At 69.1% G+C, this 17,578-nt stretch carries 14 protein-coding genes and 1 pseudogene; 10 read left to right on the top strand and 5 right to left on the bottom strand.

Annotated elements, in window-relative coordinates:
• Window positions 1–32: 32 nt before the first annotated feature.
• Window positions 33–233: pseudogene (locus ACFXMF_RS31830) on the bottom strand (alpha-ketoglutarate-dependent dioxygenase AlkB); the annotation flags it as partial.
• 91 nt (window positions 234–324) lie between these two features.
• The gene (locus ACFXMF_RS31825) at window positions 325–1,149 is read right to left on the bottom strand and encodes an enoyl-CoA hydratase family protein (protein WP_360312668.1); all 825 of its coding nucleotides are present in this window, start codon (window positions 1,147–1,149) and stop codon (window positions 325–327) included.
• Between the two features lie 298 nt (window positions 1,150–1,447).
• On the opposite strand from ACFXMF_RS31825, the gene ACFXMF_RS31820 reads away from it, so the two are divergent.
• Both ACFXMF_RS31820 and ACFXMF_RS31815 read left to right on the top strand, forming a co-directional pair.
• Complete coding sequence (locus ACFXMF_RS31820) at window positions 1,448–2,173, top strand: response regulator transcription factor (RefSeq protein ID WP_360312666.1); 726 nt, start codon at window positions 1,448–1,450, stop codon at window positions 2,171–2,173.
• Window positions 2,173–3,579: a HAMP domain-containing sensor histidine kinase gene (locus ACFXMF_RS31815; RefSeq protein ID WP_360312664.1), complete on the top strand. Its 1,407-nt coding sequence runs from the start codon at window positions 2,173–2,175 to the stop codon at window positions 3,577–3,579. Before ACFXMF_RS31820 ends, ACFXMF_RS31815 begins: the two co-directional genes overlap by 1 nt.
• Window positions 3,580–3,668: 89 nt before the next feature.
• Here ACFXMF_RS31815 and ACFXMF_RS31810 read toward each other — a convergent pair whose 3' ends face one another.
• Both ACFXMF_RS31810 and ACFXMF_RS31805 read right to left on the bottom strand, forming a co-directional pair.
• Window positions 3,669–4,142: a PaaI family thioesterase gene (locus ACFXMF_RS31810; protein WP_360312662.1), complete on the bottom strand. Its 474-nt coding sequence runs from the start codon at window positions 4,140–4,142 to the stop codon at window positions 3,669–3,671.
• Window positions 4,139–4,312 carry a hypothetical protein gene (locus ACFXMF_RS31805; RefSeq protein WP_360312660.1) on the bottom strand — a complete coding sequence of 58 codons (174 nt, stop codon included), beginning with the start codon at window positions 4,310–4,312 and terminating at the stop codon, window positions 4,139–4,141. Before ACFXMF_RS31805 ends, ACFXMF_RS31810 begins: the two co-directional genes overlap by 4 nt.
• Before the next feature lie 467 nt (window positions 4,313–4,779).
• On the opposite strand from ACFXMF_RS31805, the gene ACFXMF_RS31800 reads away from it, so the two are divergent.
• The 3 genes from ACFXMF_RS31800 to ACFXMF_RS31790 are packed head-to-tail and all read left to right on the top strand — an operon-like array spanning window position 4,780 to window position 10,060.
• Complete coding sequence (locus ACFXMF_RS31800; protein ID WP_360312658.1) at window positions 4,780–5,229, top strand: hypothetical protein; 450 nt, start codon at window positions 4,780–4,782, stop codon at window positions 5,227–5,229.
• Window positions 5,230–5,240: 11 nt separating this feature from the next.
• Complete coding sequence (locus ACFXMF_RS31795; RefSeq protein ID WP_379989895.1) at window positions 5,241–9,551, top strand: DUF6531 domain-containing protein; 4,311 nt, start codon at window positions 5,241–5,243, stop codon at window positions 9,549–9,551.
• Window positions 9,548–10,060 carry a hypothetical protein gene (locus ACFXMF_RS31790; RefSeq protein ID WP_360312654.1) on the top strand — a complete coding sequence of 171 codons (513 nt, stop codon included), beginning with the start codon at window positions 9,548–9,550 and terminating at the stop codon, window positions 10,058–10,060. Before ACFXMF_RS31795 ends, ACFXMF_RS31790 begins: the two co-directional genes overlap by 4 nt.
• 108 nt (window positions 10,061–10,168) lie before the next feature.
• On the opposite strand, the gene ACFXMF_RS31785 is transcribed toward ACFXMF_RS31790, so the two are convergent.
• The gene (locus tag ACFXMF_RS31785) at window positions 10,169–11,065 is read right to left on the bottom strand and encodes an alpha/beta fold hydrolase (protein WP_379989894.1); all 897 of its coding nucleotides are present in this window, start codon (window positions 11,063–11,065) and stop codon (window positions 10,169–10,171) included.
• 212 nt (window positions 11,066–11,277) lie between these two features.
• On the opposite strand from ACFXMF_RS31785, the gene ACFXMF_RS31780 reads away from it, so the two are divergent.
• From ACFXMF_RS31780 to ACFXMF_RS31760, 5 genes are all read left to right on the top strand, one after another.
• The gene (locus ACFXMF_RS31780) at window positions 11,278–12,759 is read left to right on the top strand and encodes a glycosyltransferase (protein ID WP_379989893.1); all 1,482 of its coding nucleotides are present in this window, start codon (window positions 11,278–11,280) and stop codon (window positions 12,757–12,759) included.
• The gene (locus ACFXMF_RS31775; RefSeq protein ID WP_379989891.1) at window positions 12,756–14,972 is read left to right on the top strand and encodes an ArnT family glycosyltransferase; all 2,217 of its coding nucleotides are present in this window, start codon (window positions 12,756–12,758) and stop codon (window positions 14,970–14,972) included. Before ACFXMF_RS31780 ends, ACFXMF_RS31775 begins: the two co-directional genes overlap by 4 nt.
• Window positions 14,973–15,039: 67 nt before the next feature.
• A complete protein-coding gene (locus ACFXMF_RS31770) occupies window positions 15,040–16,314 on the top strand; it encodes a VWA domain-containing protein (protein WP_360312644.1) in 1,275 nt (424 codons plus the stop codon).
• Entirely contained in the window at window positions 16,311–17,111 is an 801-nt protein-coding gene (locus tag ACFXMF_RS31765) for a peptidase (protein ID WP_360312642.1), read from the top strand. Before ACFXMF_RS31770 ends, ACFXMF_RS31765 begins: the two co-directional genes overlap by 4 nt.
• A 128-nt stretch (window positions 17,112–17,239) precedes the next feature.
• Window positions 17,240–17,548, top strand: coding sequence for an antibiotic biosynthesis monooxygenase family protein (locus ACFXMF_RS31760; protein WP_379991507.1), 309 nt, complete (start codon window positions 17,240–17,242; stop codon window positions 17,546–17,548).
• Window positions 17,549–17,578 lie beyond the last annotated feature (30 nt).

Below are 17,578 nucleotides of genomic sequence, written 5' to 3'. Positions count from 1 at the left end.
CAGCGTCAGTTGTTTATAAGAGACCGTAACAGCCCCCGGCACACGCTGCGCACGCTCATCACGCCGCCCGCGGCCATCACCCCGTGCCGCATCCCGGCGGGCGGCGCGGCCCAGGCCCGCGCCGCCACCACCAGTTCGCGCTGCTCGTCGAGCGTGAGCCAGTCCGGTACGTGCCAGGCCCCGGGCGCGAGTTCGACCCGCTTCCGGGGCAGCCGGAACAGTCCCTCGTTCACCCGCGGCACCGGTTCGTCCGGGCCGAATCAGCCGAAGTCACCACGTACCGCCCGCCGATGCCCGGCCGACGCGGCGCCCGCGGGTGTTCGCTCACCCGGTCACCCACTTCGGCGCGCGCTTCTCCCGGAAGGCCGCCATGCCCTCGGTCGCGTCCGCGGAGGCGAACAACTCGGCGGAGCGCTGCGCGAGGGCCCGACCGTCCCGATCGAAGCCGGCCCGGAGCGCTCCGGTGGTGAGCTTCTTGGACTCGATCAGCCCCTGGCGCGAGCACAGTCGGAACGAGGCGACCAGCGCCGCGACCGCGTCGTCCGCGCCGGCGACGCCGTCCACCGCGCGGGTGAGCAGCCCGATCCGCTCGGCCTCGACGCCGTCGAACACGTCGCCGGTGAGGAAGTAGCGCGACACCGAGCGCGGGTCCATCCGCGGCGCCGTGGTCAGCGAGATCACCGCCGGGCTGAGCCCCAACCGCGCCTCGGTGAAGGCGAACGTGGCCTGTGCGGGCGCGATCGCCAGGTCGGCGGCCCCGACCAGACCGATGCCGCCCGCGCGCGCGTTGCCGCGCAGGTGCGCGACCACCGGCACCGGCACCTCCACCACCAGGCGCAGCAGCGCGAGCAGTTGCTCCGCGCCCTGGGCCATGCCGCCCTCGGCCGCCTCGCGCAGGTCCATGCCCGAACAGAAGGTCGGTCCGGTGTGGGTGAGCACCACCGCGCGCACCCGCTCGTCCACGCCGGCCTCGGCCAGGTGGTGCCGCAGTCGGGCGACCAGGCGGGCGGAGAGTGCGTTGCGGTTGGCGGGCGAGTCCAGGGTGATGGTCGCGATCCCGTCGTCCAGGGTCATCCGCGCCGGGTCGTCGGTCGGCGTCGGGTGTTCCGGTTCGGCGTCCAGGTTGATGCGTGCCGGCTCGGCGTCCACGGTTCTCCTCCGGGTTCGGGGCGGTCGGCGCGACGGCCGGGGGTGACCGGGTCGCGCGGGCCCAGCGCCGCGACCGGCGGGAGTTGCCGCTCGCGATACTGGTGCCGTGGCCCTAGATCCTCACATGAGCGGGTCACCTTCGATCGAACGGCGTCGCTTTCATGTTCCTTTCATGTCCAGCGCGCACATTGGCACGACACGCATAGTGCCGAGTCCACACGGAGGGTGTCCGCGTGCGACCGTGGGGCCACCCGCAGTAATCGATCCCCGGGTCCGCCGAATGAAGGAGCCGCTCGCCATGACGCCCGCCGCCGACACCGGAACGCCGCACATCCTCGTCGTGGACGACGAGCCCGCCGTACGCGAGGCGCTCGAATCCAGCCTGCGCTTCGAGGGCTACCGGGTCACCCTCGCCGACGAGGGCGTGGCCGCGCTCAGCGCGATCGCCGGCGACGCGCCGGATCTGGTCCTGTTGGACGTGTTGATGCCGCGGATGGACGGCCTCACCGCGTGCCGGCGACTGCGCGCCCGGGGCGACACGCTCCCGGTGCTGATGCTCACCGCCCGCGACGCGGTCGGCGACCGGGTCACCGGGCTGGACGCGGGCGCGGACGACTACCTGGTGAAGCCGTTCGAGCTGGACGAACTGCTGGCCCGGGTACGGGCGCTGCTGCGGCGCAGCGCGATGTCCGGCCCGACCGAGACGGCGGACGACGCGCTCGCGTTCGCCGACCTGCGGATGGACACCGCCTCGCGTGAGGTCACCCGGGCGGGCCGGCCGATCGATCTGACCCGAACGGAGTACACCCTGTTGGAACTCTTGCTCACCCACCCGCGTCAGGTGCTGACCCGGGAGCAGATCCTGCGCAACGTCTGGGGGTTCGACTTCGAGCCCGCGTCCAATTCGCTCGACGTCTACGTGATGTACCTGCGCCGCAAGACCGAGGCGGGCGGGCTCCCCCGACTGGTGCACACCGTGCGCGGCGTCGGCTACGTACTGCGTGCGGCGGAGACGCCGGCCTGATGCATCGTCACCTGCCGCTGCGCGCCCGCCTGGCGCTGCTCACCGCGCTCGCCGTCGCACTCGCCGTCGCGGCGGCGGCGGTGACCTGCTGGGTATTGACGCGCAATCAGCTCCGCGAGCAGATGGACCGGACGCTGGCCGCCACCGGGACGCCGTTCATGAACCCGCGCGGCGGGCCCAGCGCCACCATCGCCGACATCTGCGGCCGACCCGCACCGCCGTTCCAGCGTGGCCTGTTGACCTACCAGGTGGTCCGGGCCGACGGGTGGTCGTGCACACAGTTGGGCACCACGACCGACCCGGTCGCCCCGGTGCCGGTGCACGCGGCGGACAAGGAGGTCGCGGCGGCGAACGCGGCGGAGGACGACAAGGTGGTCTTCCACGACGCGACGGCCAAGGACGGCAAGCACGTCCGGGTGATGACGCAGCACGTGAGTCGGGATACGGCGGTGTCGGTGTCCCGACCGCTGGCCGAGATCGAGAGTTCGCTGGACAGCCTCGCGGTGTGGCTGGCGGTGGTGAGCGCGATCGGCATCCTGGGCGCCGCGACGCTGGGCCTGTTGGTGGCGCGGGCCGCGCTGCGGCCGGTGGACCGGCTCACCGAGGCGGCCGAGCACGTGGCCCGCACCGAGGATCTGGACATCGTGATCCCGGTCGCGGGCAAGGACGAGATCGCGCGTCTGGGCCGTTCGTTCAACGCGATGACCGCCTCGCTCAAGGCGTCCCGGCTGCGCCAACAGCGGCTGATCGCCGACGCGGGGCACGAACTGCGCACGCCGCTCACGTCGTTGCGCACCAACACCGACCTGCTGTTGCGCAGCGAGCAGAGCGGACGGCCGATCCCGAGCGCCGACAAGGAGCGCCTGCTGCACAACGTCAAGGCGCAACTGGTCGAACTCTCCGACCTGGTCGGCGACCTGCTGTTGCTGGCCCGCCCGGAGCACGTGCCCAGCACGCCGCCGAGCACGAGTGCCGGGCTGCACATCGCGATCGAACGCGCGGTCGAGCGGGCTCGGTTGCGGGCGCCGGATGCCCGGATCGAGACGGAGATCGAACCCTGGTTCGTGCGGGGCGAGCCGGCGGCGTTGGAGCGGGCGGTGGTCAACCTGCTGGACAACGCGCTCAAGTTCGGCGGTTCCGGCGCCGAGGCCACGGTGTCGGTGCGCCTGCGGGACGGCGAACTCACCGTGCGCGACCACGGGCCCGGGATCGCCGCCGCCGATGTCCCCTACGTCTTCGAGCGCTTCTGGCGCGCGCCCGCCGCCCGCGGCCTGCCCGGCTCCGGTCTGGGGCTGGCCATCGTGGCCCGCACGGTCGCCGAGGCGGGCGGCACGGTGGCCCTGGAGCCGGCCGCCGACGGGCCCGGCACGATCGCGCGGATACGGCTGCCGGGCACGCCGGGGTGAGCGCGGGCCCCGTCCGGGGGGCGCCGGGCCCTGTCCGGCGGATCCTGGTGGGGCGCGCCGCCCGGCTCCGGACGACCCGGCCCGATCCGTCAGGATCCGCCGGACGGGGCCTGACCGACCACCCGGATGCATGCGGTCGCGGTCGCCACGGCCACCGGTTTGCCGTCGGAGCCGACGAGTTCACCGGCGAGGAAGCACACCTCCCGGCCCCGTTGCACGATCCGCCCGCGTCCCAACAGCCGGCCGGGGCGGGCGGGCCGCAGGAACTGCACGTGCAGGTCGAGCGTCGGCGCGAACCGGTCCGGCGGCAACGTGGCGACCAGCGCCGGCCCGAGGGTGTCGTCGAGCATCGCGGCCAGGAAGCCGCCCTGGATCACCCCGACCGGGTTCACGAACCGCTCGTCGGCCGCGAACGCCACCTCGATGGTGCCCCGCTCCGGATCGACCTCGACCAACTCCCACCCGAGCAACAACGCCGCCGGCGGCGGCGCCACCCGCCCCGCCACCACATCCCAAAACGGCCCCTGCCGACCCTGCCCGCCGGTTCCCATGGCCGCGCTCACCGCCGCAGCCAACGCCAGGTCGTGGCCACGCAGTGCACACCGCCTCGCTGGACTGCCCCGTCGTACGCCTCGGCCACCACGATCGCGAATCCCCACTCGGCACCGGCGCGACACGCGCCCTCGGCCGGGCCGGTCCGCTTACCGATCCCGGTCACGACGTCTCGGCCCATCCCGGCTCCGCCCCCAGGACATCGGAGGGCACCGAGGTGAACTCCCGCCACGAGGAGCGCTCTTCGGTTGGTGCCCGACGACCCACCCGGGCGACTTCGTAGCCGCGGCAACGCCCGCCGTGTACGGACCGGCGGCCGGCGATCAGGCCGCACCCTCCAGGCAGCGCAGCGCCGGGTGGACGGCCCCACCCGGCAGGGCGAGCCGCCCGCTACTGCGGGACTTGAGTTCCCCGACGATCGCATGGCCGCGCGGCTCGCCGGTCTCCGACCTTGCCGCACCATGTCTTCGAGATGCCCTGTGAGCACTTCGGCCTCCCCGAACACCCACGCTACCCCGACAACACCCGCCGCCCCTGACACCACACCCGAGCACGCTGCCCCGGGAGCGAAAACCTTACGGGACGTGTCCGATGACTCCATTAGAGTTACCGGATCCTTGTTCGACTCTGTGCTGGGGGCGACTATTCATGGTTGACGCGGTACCGGACGGTGGCGGCGGAAGCTTTCAGGTCACTGTGGATCATCTGCGAAAGACTGTGGATCCGTTGATCGCAACGCTGCAGGTGGCGGATCGGATCTGGAAGGACGATGGCCAGATCGCGGCCGGGGTCGAGCGGTGCGGTTCGGATCCTGTGACGAACGGCGTGCGGCGTTTCGTCCATGAGTGGGGTCATGCCATGGGTGTGGTGGTGAAGCAGGGGTCGGCGATCGCCGCAGCACTCCAACAGGTGGTTGCCAACTACGAGTTGGCCGAGCATCAGGCGCAGCAGGGGTTCGTCCCTGTTCCGCCCGGGCCCCTCGAGCAGCTGTCACAGAACGCCGGGATCCCTCGGCAACCGAATCCGCTCGCGCCGAACCCGCCGGTTCCCCCGGCCGGCCAGACTCCGCCGGCTTCTGCCGCGCCTGCGGCGAAGTAGGGGTGGGCTCTGTGGGCAAGAACAGCATTCCCGATTGCCCGGTCGTCACGGACCTGATCCCGGGTGACGCAAGTGTCCTGGAGACGCTGGCGGATACGTTCGCCTTGTATTCGACCTCGTCGGCGGACGCGGCCGGTCGAATGCGGCCCATGGCGAAGATTGAGGAGTGGGGCGGCAAGGCTGCCGAGGGGTTCGTCGGCCAGATGGAGGATCTGCCGAAGACCCTGGACAAGGCCGTTCGGCATTTCACCGATGCGGCGAACGCGTTGCGCGGATATGCGGGTGCGTTGCGGCAGGCGCAGGCAGACGTCGCGGCGCGGGTAATCCCGGAGGCAAACGCGGCGCGCGCATGGTCGGCGCAGTGGCAGATCGACCGCGAGACCGCCCGGAACAACAACGTGGCCCCGTCGACCCCCGACAAGGACTTGGGCAAGGAACGACTCAAAGAGGCCGAGGAGGAGTTGGGCCGGATCCGGGCCCGACTCAAGGACGCTCAGGAGAGCTTCACCGAGAGCATCGACAAGGGCATCCAGGCGGCACCCAGCGGCGGTGACCCGATCACCACAGCGCTCACCAGCTTCGGGGGCGGTGCGAAGGACAGCGTGGTCGGTCTGGTGGAGACGGCCGCGATGCTGAACCCGGGCCGGCTGTACGCGGAACCCGGGGCCTACCTGACGGACCTCAAGCAGATCGCTGCCGGTTACCAACAGGCGTTCAGCGACCCCGTGGGGTTCGCGAAGGACGCGGTCAACTGGGAGGAGTGGAGCAAGAACCCGGCACGAGCCCTCGGTCTCACCGCCCCCGACCTGCTCATCTCGGTGCTGACAGGCGGCGGCAGCAAGGCGGTGACAATCGCCCGACCGGACGCCCCCGATCCGGTCGATCTGAGCAAAAAGGACCGCCCGAAGGAGACGTGTGAGTCCTGCGGGGATCCCGTCGATCCGGTCACCGGCGAGGTGTCGTTGACGCAGATCGATCTGCGATTGGCGGGTGTGCTACCACTCGTGCTCGGGCGCGATCACCGATCCTCCTACCGCCACGGCCGCCACTTCGGCGCATCGTGGGCATCGGTACTCGACCAGCATGTGGAGTTCGACCAGGAGGGGGTCGTCTTCCGGTCCGCCGACGGAGTGACCCTGCGGTATCCGATGCCCGAGCCGGACCGATTCGTACTCCCATACGGCGGCTCGCGCTGGCCACTGGCCTGGGACGGTCAGCCGGACGGAGCGGTCGTGATCGGCAAACCGAAGCTCGGTCTGGGGTTGACGTTCCGCCCAATCGCCAACACGAGGATCTTCCTCCTCGAATCCATCATCGATCGCAACGGCAACGCCATCGCAATCGAATACGACGACCACGGCACCCTCATCGGGGTCCGACACAACGGCGGCTACCAAATCGCCGTGGACACGGCAATGGGTCGGATCGTCACCCTGCGCCTGCTCGACACACATCCGGAGAGTCATCTTCCGTCTGCGGGCGACGAGTTGGTTTTGGTGCGCTATGGGTACAGTGAGCGGGGCGACCTGACGGAGGTGTTCGACTCCAGCGGTGCGGCCCAGCGCTTCACCTACGACGACGAACACCGGATGATCTCGTGGTGCGATCGCAACGGAACCGAGTATCACTACGAGTACGACTCCGCAGGTCGGTGCGTACGTGCGTGCGGGTCCGACGGATACCTGAGCGGTTCTTTCCGCTACGACGACACGTACCGGGTCACCTACTACACAAACTCCCTCGGCGACATCAGCAAGTACGCCTACAACGAGTGGTCACAGGTCGAGCGAATAGTCGACCCGATCGGCCACACCGTCGTCAAGCAGTGGGACCAATGGCACCAACTCCTCGCCGTCACGGACCGATCCGGGCACACAACCCGATACACATACGACCACCTTGGCAACGTGCTGGGCATCGAGCGCCCCGACGGCACGCAGATAACCACGGAGTATGACGGGCCTGTTTGTCTCCCCGTTCGGGTGACCGGTCCCGGGGATTCGGTTCGGTTGTATACATACTCGGCACGAGGAAATCTTCTCACTTCAACAACCTCCACCGGAAACACCACGGTCTTCGATGTCGACGAATACGGCGCCATCACATCTGCCACGAACTCACTTGGGGCCGCCACAACGATGACGCGGAACCCCGCTGGTCTGCTCACTCGGATGGTCGATCCGTCAGGTGGCGTCACGACGTACGAACGTGATGCCTGGGGCCGGGTGGTTGCCACTACCGCACCCGACGGCGCGGTAACCCGCCAAGCTTGGACTCCCGAGGGCCGACCCTGCCGGCGCGAAGGCCCGGACGGCGCACACCAGACGTGGATCTGGGACGGCGAAGGAAACCTGATCGAGCAGTGCGACGCGGTGGGAGGTATCACCCGCTTCGAGGTGGCTCACTTCGATTTACCTGCGGCCCGGATCGACCCCGATGGAGTGCGATACGAGTTTGCCTACGACACCGAGCTTCGACTGACCGAGGTCACCAACCCACACGGACAGACCTGGACGTACGAATACGACCCGGGTGGTCGCCTGATCGCCGAGACCGACTTCGACGGCCGGGAAATCACCTACCGCCACGATCCATCGGGCCGGTTGATTCTGCGCAGCAACGGCGCAGCCGAGGTCGTCTCGTACGCTCGTGACACAATGGGTCGCTTGGTCTCCCAGCGGCTCGAAGCCGATGGGCACACCACCACCTTCGCGTACGACGCCTGCGGCCGCCTGATCCAAGCGACAAACCGCGACGTGCATCTTGCCTTGAAACGCGACATGGCCGGTCGAGTCGTCGAAGAGAACAGCAACGGTCATGTGTTGGCCAACACATATGACGAAGTAGGACAGCGTACGCGTCGCGAAACCCCGAACGGCGCAATCGCCGAGTGGCGTTGGGATGCCGCTGGTCGGCCGGTCGCGCTGACCACGGCGGACGAGACGATGGTTTTTACTTACGATGAGGCGGGCCGTGAAGTCGGGCGAGCCTTCGGTTCGAGTCTCAACCTCGCCACAACCTGGGATATCGCAGGACGATTGAGAACTCAATCCCTCAGCGCCGGCTCGGAACAAAATAAACTGATCGCTACTCTGGATCCAAGCGGGGCGCCCGAGCGGATTACCCATCGCGAGTACAGCTATCGCGCGGATGGCTTCGTCACATCATTGGAGGATCAAGCGACCGGAATTCGTACTTATGATCTCGACCAGATGGGGAGGGTTACCGCAGTCCACGGCCACAACTGGTCGGAACGCTACGCATACGATGCGATCGGCAACGTCACGGATGCATTCTGGCCGGGTTCCGATAACCACGATCAAGGTGGTCGGGAGACTAAAGGGACATTGGTCCGCCGCGCCGGCCGCACCCACTATATTCACGACGATCAAGGACGCATCGCCCGTGTGACACGCAAAACCTTGTCGGGGAAAAGTAGAGTCTGGCGGTACTCGTGGGATGCCGATGACCGTCTGACCCACGTTGTGACACCGGCGGGTGAGCAGTGGAAATACACATACGACCCCCTCGGGCGTCGGGTCGAGAAACGACGGATCGTCGACGACCATGAACTCGGTGAGCGAATTTCTTTCACCTGGGACGGCAATAGACTCGCCGAGCAGTCGACGAACGCAGGTGAAGTCACCACGTGGGACTACGCGCCGGGAACCCACCGCCCGCTGACCCAAACCGATTTCAAGCACTCCACTCAGGACGAGATAGACCGACGTTTCTACGCGATCCTCACGGATTTGGTCGGCACACCCACCGAATTGGTGTCCTCGACCAGTGAGGTTTCCTGGCGCTCACGGCCGAGCTTGTGGGGAGCGTCCACCGAGGCGGCCGCAGACGTCGTTTGCCTTCTTCGATTCCCCGGTCAGTACTATGATGCCGAAACAGATTCGAGCTATAATCTGTTCCGATATTATCGACCAGAGATCGCATCCTACCAATCTGCCGACCCTTTAGGGCTTGCGGCGGCTCACAACAACCATGGCTATGTGACCAATCCGCTCACACTTCAGGACCCTCTCGGTCTCATTCACTGCGGCACGGGATCACCCGATGACGAGCCCTATTCATTCCCTATTCCCGACTGGGATCCAGGTAACGGGGACGGCGATGGATACGACACCACCCAAGACCACGAGAGGCAGAACAAACAAGCCAGGGACGCCATCGTAGTCGTGCAAGGTGAGATTGGTCGCACACTGACTCCTGCGGAAGTGGAGCGCGTGCATCATGAGATCTCCGGGAAGGGCTACGGCTATCAAGGCGTCTTGGCTGAAGTCCGGCATATGTTTGGAGGAGGGCGGCAATGAGCTTCGAACTGGAGCGGGTGAATGAGAGTCTGCAACGCGTGGTCGGTCTGACATTTCACGAGATCGGCAGGTTTGAAAGCATGGCAACCCTCGGGTTCGGAGACGAGGTCCCGTTGACGACGACGGACGGCGGACCTGCTCGAACCGGCCGCGCATATGCGTTGCATATTCAATGTCCATTCCGCTTGTTGCAAGGCAATCGGATCGTGCTTGGGTCCGAGGACCTGTATCGACGCCTACCCGAAGGTTCCCCTCCATCTGCGGACCGGGAACAGGAGTATGCGTACGACCGTGGGGCGGAAGTCGTCGAAGGTGTCCTGAGCCGCGCAAAACCACGCATCCTTTCCATCGCCGTCGCTGAAATCGGGGATCTGCGGATCGAACTGGAACAGGCGATCAGGGTCCAGGTATTTCCGGCGACTCCATCGCGTCATGAGGCGTGGCGTTTCCTGCTGCCCAGGTTCGGGCACGACGACGTCGTCTTCCCCTGGGCGCGCAAAGCGCCGTGATGGGGGCCCACTTGGTGCTTCGAGCGCGGATGGCAAACACGGCGCAGAATGGTCCCGACCGTGATCGGGTCCGCCCGGGCCCGACGATGGGACCGGGCGGAGCGCGGGTCACTCCCGGGGGAAGGCCGCCAGGTGCTCCAGTAGTAGGGCGGTCAGGGCTTGCGCGCCGTTCTCGGGGACCCAGTGGTCGACGTCGGCGAGTACCTCGAAGCGGTATGGGCCTGCGACCGAGGCGGCGGTGGCCTCGGCGGCGGTGCGTCCGAGCGCCGTGTCCCGGTCGCTCCAGACGTAGAGGGTCGGGACTTCGATCTCGCCGATGTCCCGCAGCACCTTCGGGTCGATCGCCCGGTACCAGTTCAACGCCCCGGTGAGCGCGCCCGGTTCACGCAGCACCGCGAGGTAGCGTTCGGTGATCTCGGTCGGGAGCGAGGCGAACGCCGCCCGCAGGTAGGCCGCGTCGTCCGCCAGCAGCTTCTCCTCGGCGACCCCGCGGGTGCGGAACAGGTTGATGTACGAAGACTGTTCCCGCTGCCCGCTGCTGTCGTCGCGCACCGCCGCGGCGAGTGCGGCCGGGTGCGGCGTGGACACCACGGTCAGCGTGCGCAACCGCTCCGGCCGCAACCCCGCGACCTGCCACGCGAGCGCGCCGCCCCAGTCGTGCCCGACCAGATCCACCCGGGACAGGCCCAGCGTGTCCAGTACGGCGAACACGTCGCCGACCAACTCGTCGCGGCCGTAAGCCGATTCCTGGGGCGGCCGGGCGCCTGGCGAGTAGCCGCGCTGGTCGAAGGCGATCGCCCGGTAGCCGGCCCGGGCCAGGCCCAGGAGTTGCGCCGTCCAGGAGGCGGATGTCTGTGGGAACCCGTGCAGGAACAACACCGGGCGGCCGTTCGCCAGTCCGGCAACTCGGGCGTTGAAGACCCATTCCCCGGCCGGGATCTCGACGGCCTCCACGAACGGTTGCGCGGAATCCGCGCCCACTGAGCTACCCGCCGAGGTGTTCATCCGACCTCCGAATCGCTGTGTCGCGCCGCGCCCGTCTTGCGATCGGCAGCATCGGCGTCTCGAAACGCGAGATTCGCATCCCACGGCCGTCCGCGCCAGCCCCCATCCGGCCGACTGCCGGCGCTACCCCGGTTTCCGGCCGCACATCGATTCTCATCCCGCCTTAAGAAACGCCTCAGACGGCTCCCAGGCCGTCTCGACACCGTCGCGGCATGAGCCTGACGACACCGATTCGCACGCGGATCGTGGACGTGGTGGTGCCCGTGTACAACGAGGCACACGTCCTGGCCGCGAGCGTGCATCGACTGCACGCCTATCTGCTCGGCGGATTCCCGTACGCCTTCCGCATCGTCATCGCGGACAACGCCAGCACCGACGCGACCTGGCGGGTGGCCCGCGAGCTGGCCCGCGAACTGCCGCACGTACGTGCGGTGCACCTGGACCGCAAGGGTCGCGGCCGGGCGCTGCGCAAGGTGTGGGCCGAGTCCGACGCGGACGTGGTCGCGTACATGGACGTCGACCTGTCCACCGACCTGGACGCCTTCCTGCCGCTGGTCGCGCCGTTGGTCAGCGGCCACAGCGATCTGGCCATCGGCACCCGACTGGCCCGTTCGGCGGCGGTGGTCCGCGGGCCGCGCCGCGAGGTGGTCTCGCGGTCCTACAACCTGCTGCTGCGCGGGGTGTTCGCGACGCACTTCTCGGACGCGCAGTGCGGCTTCAAGGCGGCGCGCACGGTGGTCGCGCAGGCGTTGCTGCCGCATGTGCACGACGAGGAGTGGTTCTTCGACACCGAACTGCTTTTGCTCGCCGAGCGCAACGGGTTGCGCATCCACGAGGTCCCGGTGGACTGGATCGACGACCCGGACAGTCGGGTCGACGTGTGGCACACCGCGCTGGACGATCTGCGCGGCATGGCGCGGGTGGCCAGGCGGATCGCGGCGGGAACGTTCCGGGTGTCGGTCCCGGCGCGGGTGCGCGACGCGCGGCTGCCGGCGTCCATGCGCGTGCAACTCCCGCGCTTCGCGCTGATCGGGCTGGTCAGCACGCTGGCGCACCTGCTGCTGTACGTCCTGTTGCGCGGTGACATGGGTCCGCTGGCCGCGAACGCGCTGGCCCTGACGATGACCACGATCGCGAACACCGCGGCCAACCGCCGGTTCACCTTCGGGGTACGCGGGCGGGCCGGGGTGTGGCGCCATCAGGCCCAGGGCGGCCTGGCCTTCGTGGTCGGGCTCGCGTTGAGCAGCGCGACGCTGGGCGCCCTGCACGCGGCCGTGCAGCGGCCTGCGCGGGGGGTCGAAGTGGGCGCGCTGGTCGTGGCGGGGGCGGTGGCCACCATCGTGCGATTCCTGCTGCTGCGGGTGTGGGTGTTTCGTACGGCGGGAGTCGTGGCTTCGGTGCATGCGTCGGGGTCGGGTGGTCCGGACGATCCGGGTGGGCCGGACGATCCGAGCGGCCCGGCGGATCCGGGCGGGTCGGCGGGTTCGGCCGGGTCGGCGGGCGCGACAGGCCCGGGCGCGCGGATTGCCTCGGTGACTTCGATCACGTCCAACGCCACGCGCGGTGCGGCCGGTTCGGCGGGGTCGACCGGTTCGCCGGTCTCGTCGGGCTCGATCGGCTCGGTCGGCTCGGCCGGCTCGGTCGGTTCGATCGCTCCGGTCGGTTCGATCGATTCGGCAGGTGAGGACGCATGACCGCCGTGGTGGCTCCGCTGCCCATCCCGGTACCCGGGAGCGGCGCGGCGACGCGACGGCCCTGGTACGCCCGACTGGCTCGCGGACGCGAGGCGGATGCGCCCTGGGTGCGCCCCGCGTTGCTCGCGCTGCTGATCGGGACCGGTCTGCTGTACATCTGGGGCCTGGGCGCCTCGGGCTGGGCGAACTCGTTCTATTCGGCCGCGGTTCAGGCCGGGACGCAGAGTTGGGAGGCGTTCTTCTTCGGGTCCTCGGACGCGGGCAACTCGATCACCGTCGACAAGACCCCGGCGTCGCTGTGGGTGATGGGCCTGTCCGCCCGGGTCTTCGGCGTCAACGCGTGGAGCATCCTGGTCCCGCAGGCGCTGGAGGGGGTGGCCACGGTCGGTGTGCTCTACCTGGCCGTACGGCGCCGATTCCCGGCCTGGGCCGGGCTGTTGGCCGGTGCCGTGCTGGCCCTGACCCCGGTCGCGGCGTTGATGTTCCGGTTCAACAATCCGGACGCGCTGCTGGTGCTGCTGCTGACCGTCGCCGGATACGCGGTGTTGCGCGCCCAGGAGCACGCGAGCACCCGGTGGCTGTTGCTGGCCGGTGCGTGTGTGGGCTTCGGGTTCCTGGCCAAGATGCTCCAGGCGTTCCTGATCGTGCCCGCCTTCGCGCTGGTGTACCTGGTCTGCGCGCCGGTCGGCTTCTGGCGTCGGGTACGGCAACTGCTGTGGTCCGGGCTCGCGTTGTTGGTCGCCGGCGGCTGGTGGATCGCGATCGTCGAATTGTGGCCGGAATCGTCCCGTCCCTACATCGGCGGCTCGCAACACAACTCGATCCTCGAACTGACGCTGGGTTACAACGGCCTCGGCCGGCTCAACGGCAACGAGACCGGCAGCGTGGGCGGCGGCGGCGGAGGGCCGCGCGGTGGCGGCGGCAACTGGGGTGCCACCGGGTGGGACCGGCTGTTCAACGCCGAAATGGGCGGCCAGATCTCCTGGTTGTTGCCCGCCGCGCTGATCCTGCTGGTGGTGGGTCTGTGGGCGACCCGGCGCGCGCCGCGGACCGATCCGGCCCGGGCGGCGATCGTGTTGTGGGGCGGCTGGTTGCTGACCACCGGGTTGGTCTTCAGTTACATGGCGGGCATCTTCCACGCCTACTACAACATCGCGTTGGCCCCGGCGATCGCCGCGGTGGTGGCGATGGGGGCCGCGCTGCTGTGGGAACGGCGGCACGATCCGCGCGCCGCGGCGGTCGCGGCGGTGACCGTCGCGGTGGGCGCGTGGTGGTCGTACCACCTGCTCGACCGCACGCCGGACTGGCATCCGTGGTTGCGGCACGTCGTGCTCGTCGGCGGAATCCTCGGCGCACTGGCCGTGTTCGGCGCCGCGTTCGTCGCGCTGCGTGGGCTCGCGCCGGTGGCCGCCGCGGTGTCCGTGGCGGCGCTGCTGGCGGGGCCTGCGGCGTACACGTGGGACACCGTCGCCACCGCCAAGGGCGGGTCGATCCCGAGCGCGGGCCCGGCGGGCATGGGCTTCGGGCGCGGCGGACCGGGTGGGCCCGGTGGGCCGGGCGGACCGGGCGGCTTCGGGGACGGGCAGCGCGGGGTCCAGGGCGGGCCGCCGGGGCAAGCCCCGGGCGGGCAACCCGGCCAGGGGGCCCAGCCGTTCCAGGGCGTTCCCGGGCAGAACGGGCAGACCCCCGACGGTACGGCCGGTCCGCGCGGGCAGCGAACCACTCCGGGCAACGGCGCCGTTCCGCCCGGAACGACGCCGCGCCGAGGCGGCGGCGCAGGCGGGGGCGGCATGGGCGGCCTGCTCAACGGCAGCACCCCCGGCAAGGAGGTGGTCGCCGCCCTGAAGAAGAACAGCGACGACTACACGTGGGTGGCCGCCTCGGTCGGCTCCAACAGCGCCTCGGGATATCAACTCGCCACCGGGAAGCCGGTCATGCCGATCGGCGGCTTCAACGGCAGCGACCCGTCGCCGACCCTGGCCGAGTTCCAAAAGTTGGTCAGGGATGGTCGCATCCACTACTTCATCGGCGGCGGGGCCGGTGGCGGCATGGGCGGCGGCGGAATGCGCAGCATGGGCGGCAGCAACGCCTCGCAGAGCATCTCGACCTGGGTCGAGCAGACGTTCACCGCGAGCACCGTGGGCGGGGTGACCCTGTACGACCTGACGGCACCGACCGGGAATGTTTCCGACGAATCGTCACCAACCGCCTGACGGGCTGTCAATCCACCTACGGTGAGCGGCAAACGGCGGGCCGTTTAGATCCGTAGGATCCTCCCCCGTGACGATCAAGATGCGAAAGGTCGGGGCCGGTGTGATCGGCCTGCTGACGACCTTGGCTGTCGTGGGCGGTTCCGCACCGTCCGCGATGGCCGACGAGACGAATCCGACCGGGCCACCGCCGAAAGTCGAGCTGGTCCTCGACGTGAGCGGTTCGATGAAGGCCAACGACGCCGGCGGGATGACCCGCATGGACGCCGCGAAGAAGGCCTTCAACGAGGTCGTGGACAGTGTCCCGGAGCCGGCCGACTTCGGCGTCCGGGTGCTGGGTGCCACGTACCCGGGCAACGACAAGGCCAAGGGTTGCGTGGACACCCAGCAACTGGCCCCGGTCGGCAGACCCAACAAGGTCGTGATCAAGAACGAGATCGCCAAGTTGGCGCCGACCGGCTGGACTCCGATCGCACTGTCGTTGCGCGAGGCCGCCAAGGACCTGGGCACCGGAGCCGGCAGCCGCCGAATCGTGCTGATCACCGACGGCGAGGAGACCTGCGCGCCGCCCGACCCGTGCGACGTGGCGCGCGAGTTGGCCGCGTCCGGACTCAACCTGATCGTGGACACGCTGGGCCTGGTCCCGGACGAGAACACCCGCCGTCAGCTCTCCTGCATCGCCGAGGCCACCGGCGGCACCTACACCTCGGTGCTGAACGCGGACGAGCTGTCGCAGAAGGTCCAGCAGATCGTCAAGCGCGCGGTGCGCGAGGCGGACGAGACGCCCGCGTCGGTCAAGGGCAGCCCGAACGGCTGCCAGGACGCGCCGTTGCTCGCACCCGGCGTGTACAGCGACCGCGAGGAGTTCAGCCAGCACCTCTGGTACAAGGTGCCGCTCAAGCCCAACCAGGAGTTGCGGGCCACCGCGACGGTCGGCGCGGACCGCAAGGTCGCGCGCGACTACGACGTGACGGTCACCGCGTTCAGTGAGGACGGCCGCGAACTGGTCGGCAACGCGGGTGCCGGCAACGGCCGTACCGACGTGCAGTCCGCCGGTCTGCGCTACCCGTACAAGACCGACAGCGACAACGCGAAGACGAAGACGATCTGCCTGGTCGTCACCAACGCGTTCGCCGCGCAGCCGAATGTGGCCACCAAGCCGGGCCTGCCGCTGGAGTTGACGGTGGACCTGGTCAAGGCCACCGACAGCAAGGCCGCGAACGTGCACGGCCTGGGCCGGGGTTGGGTGTTCCTCGGCGTACTCGCCGGATTCGGCCTGATCGCCGGGCTGTTGGCCGGTTGGCTGCGTCGCGCGTTCAAGGCTCTCGGAAAGGCGATGTCATGACGGGCGCGATCCGTGGAATGAAGCGGGCGTTGGCGGCGGTCGCCGCGGCGTTCGTGGGTGTGACGTTGTTCGCGGGCCCGGCGATGGCCGACCAGGACACGCCGCCGGGCACCTCGTTCCTGGGTGCGGGCACGCTCGAGCTGGGCGAGGAGGCGCGCTGGTCGGCCTCCCAAGGTGAGTACCTGTACTGGCAGTTCCCGGCCAAGGCGGGCAAGGAGATCCACGCCAAGGTGGACCTGGAGCTGGCCTCGGGCAATGCGCGCAGCGGCCCGGTGACCTACCGGATCGAGATCTACGACGGCCTGCGCCGGCGGCAGCCGTGCGTCGAGGGCAAGCAGGTCGCCACCGCGCAGAAGACCGACAACAAGATCGCCCTGACCTGCACCCCGCGCACGGTGCGCGACTGGGCCGAGCCGTGGTCCACCGACCCGCTGCCCGGGATGTACTTCGTCCGGATCGCCGCGATGGACGTGCCCGCCCTGGACACGGGCGCCGCGACCAAGGTGACCGTACGGGTGGACACCAAGGACGGCGACGACCAGGTGCCGACCTCGGACCGCAGGCTCGCCGACCCGCTGGTGCCGATCACCAAGGCCGGCTCGGTGCTCAAGAGCGGCCAGACCGCGGACACCCGGTCGGTGGCCTGGGACCAGGAAGAGGACCACTGGTACCAGTGGGACTGGATGGACGGCCCGAACGCGCGCTGGTTCTGGACCGCGATGGCGACCTTCGTCGCGGTCGTGTTCGGCATCCTGGGCTACCAGCTCACCCGTAAGAAGCGGCACTGGTTCAGCTAGGACCGGGCCGTCGACGCTCGCTCGTCGGCACCGACGAACCGCCCCGGCACGCTCGACGCCGGGGCGGTTCGCCATGATCCATATCCTGGTGTCGCCTTGACCCGATCCGACGAAGCACGGAGCTTGCCATGATCATCGAACACGCGGACATCACCGTCACGGAGGGCCGCGAGGCGGACTTCGAGGCCGCGTTCCTGCGCGGACGCGAGGTCGTCGCCAAGTCTCCCGGCTTCCGCTGGGCCCGCCTGGTCCGCCAGGTCGAGTCCCCCACCTCGTTCCTGCTGTTGATCGGCTGGGAGACCCTGGAGGCGCACACGGTCGGCTTCCGTGAATCCGACCTCTTCCCGCAGTGGCGGGCCATCGTCGGCGAGTTCTTCGCCGTCCCGCCGACGATCGTGCACTACGAGAGCGACCTGACGCCGGCCGACGAGGGCTGAGCCGCGGCGCCGACGCGGCCCCGATTTGCG

This window comes from Embleya sp. NPDC059213 (assembly GCF_042754445.1).
In the GTDB taxonomy this organism is placed as follows: domain Bacteria; phylum Actinomycetota; class Actinomycetes; order Streptomycetales; family Streptomycetaceae; genus Embleya.
Note: the sequence above shows the minus strand (reverse complement) of the source record. Positions and strands in the feature narration are given on the sequence as shown.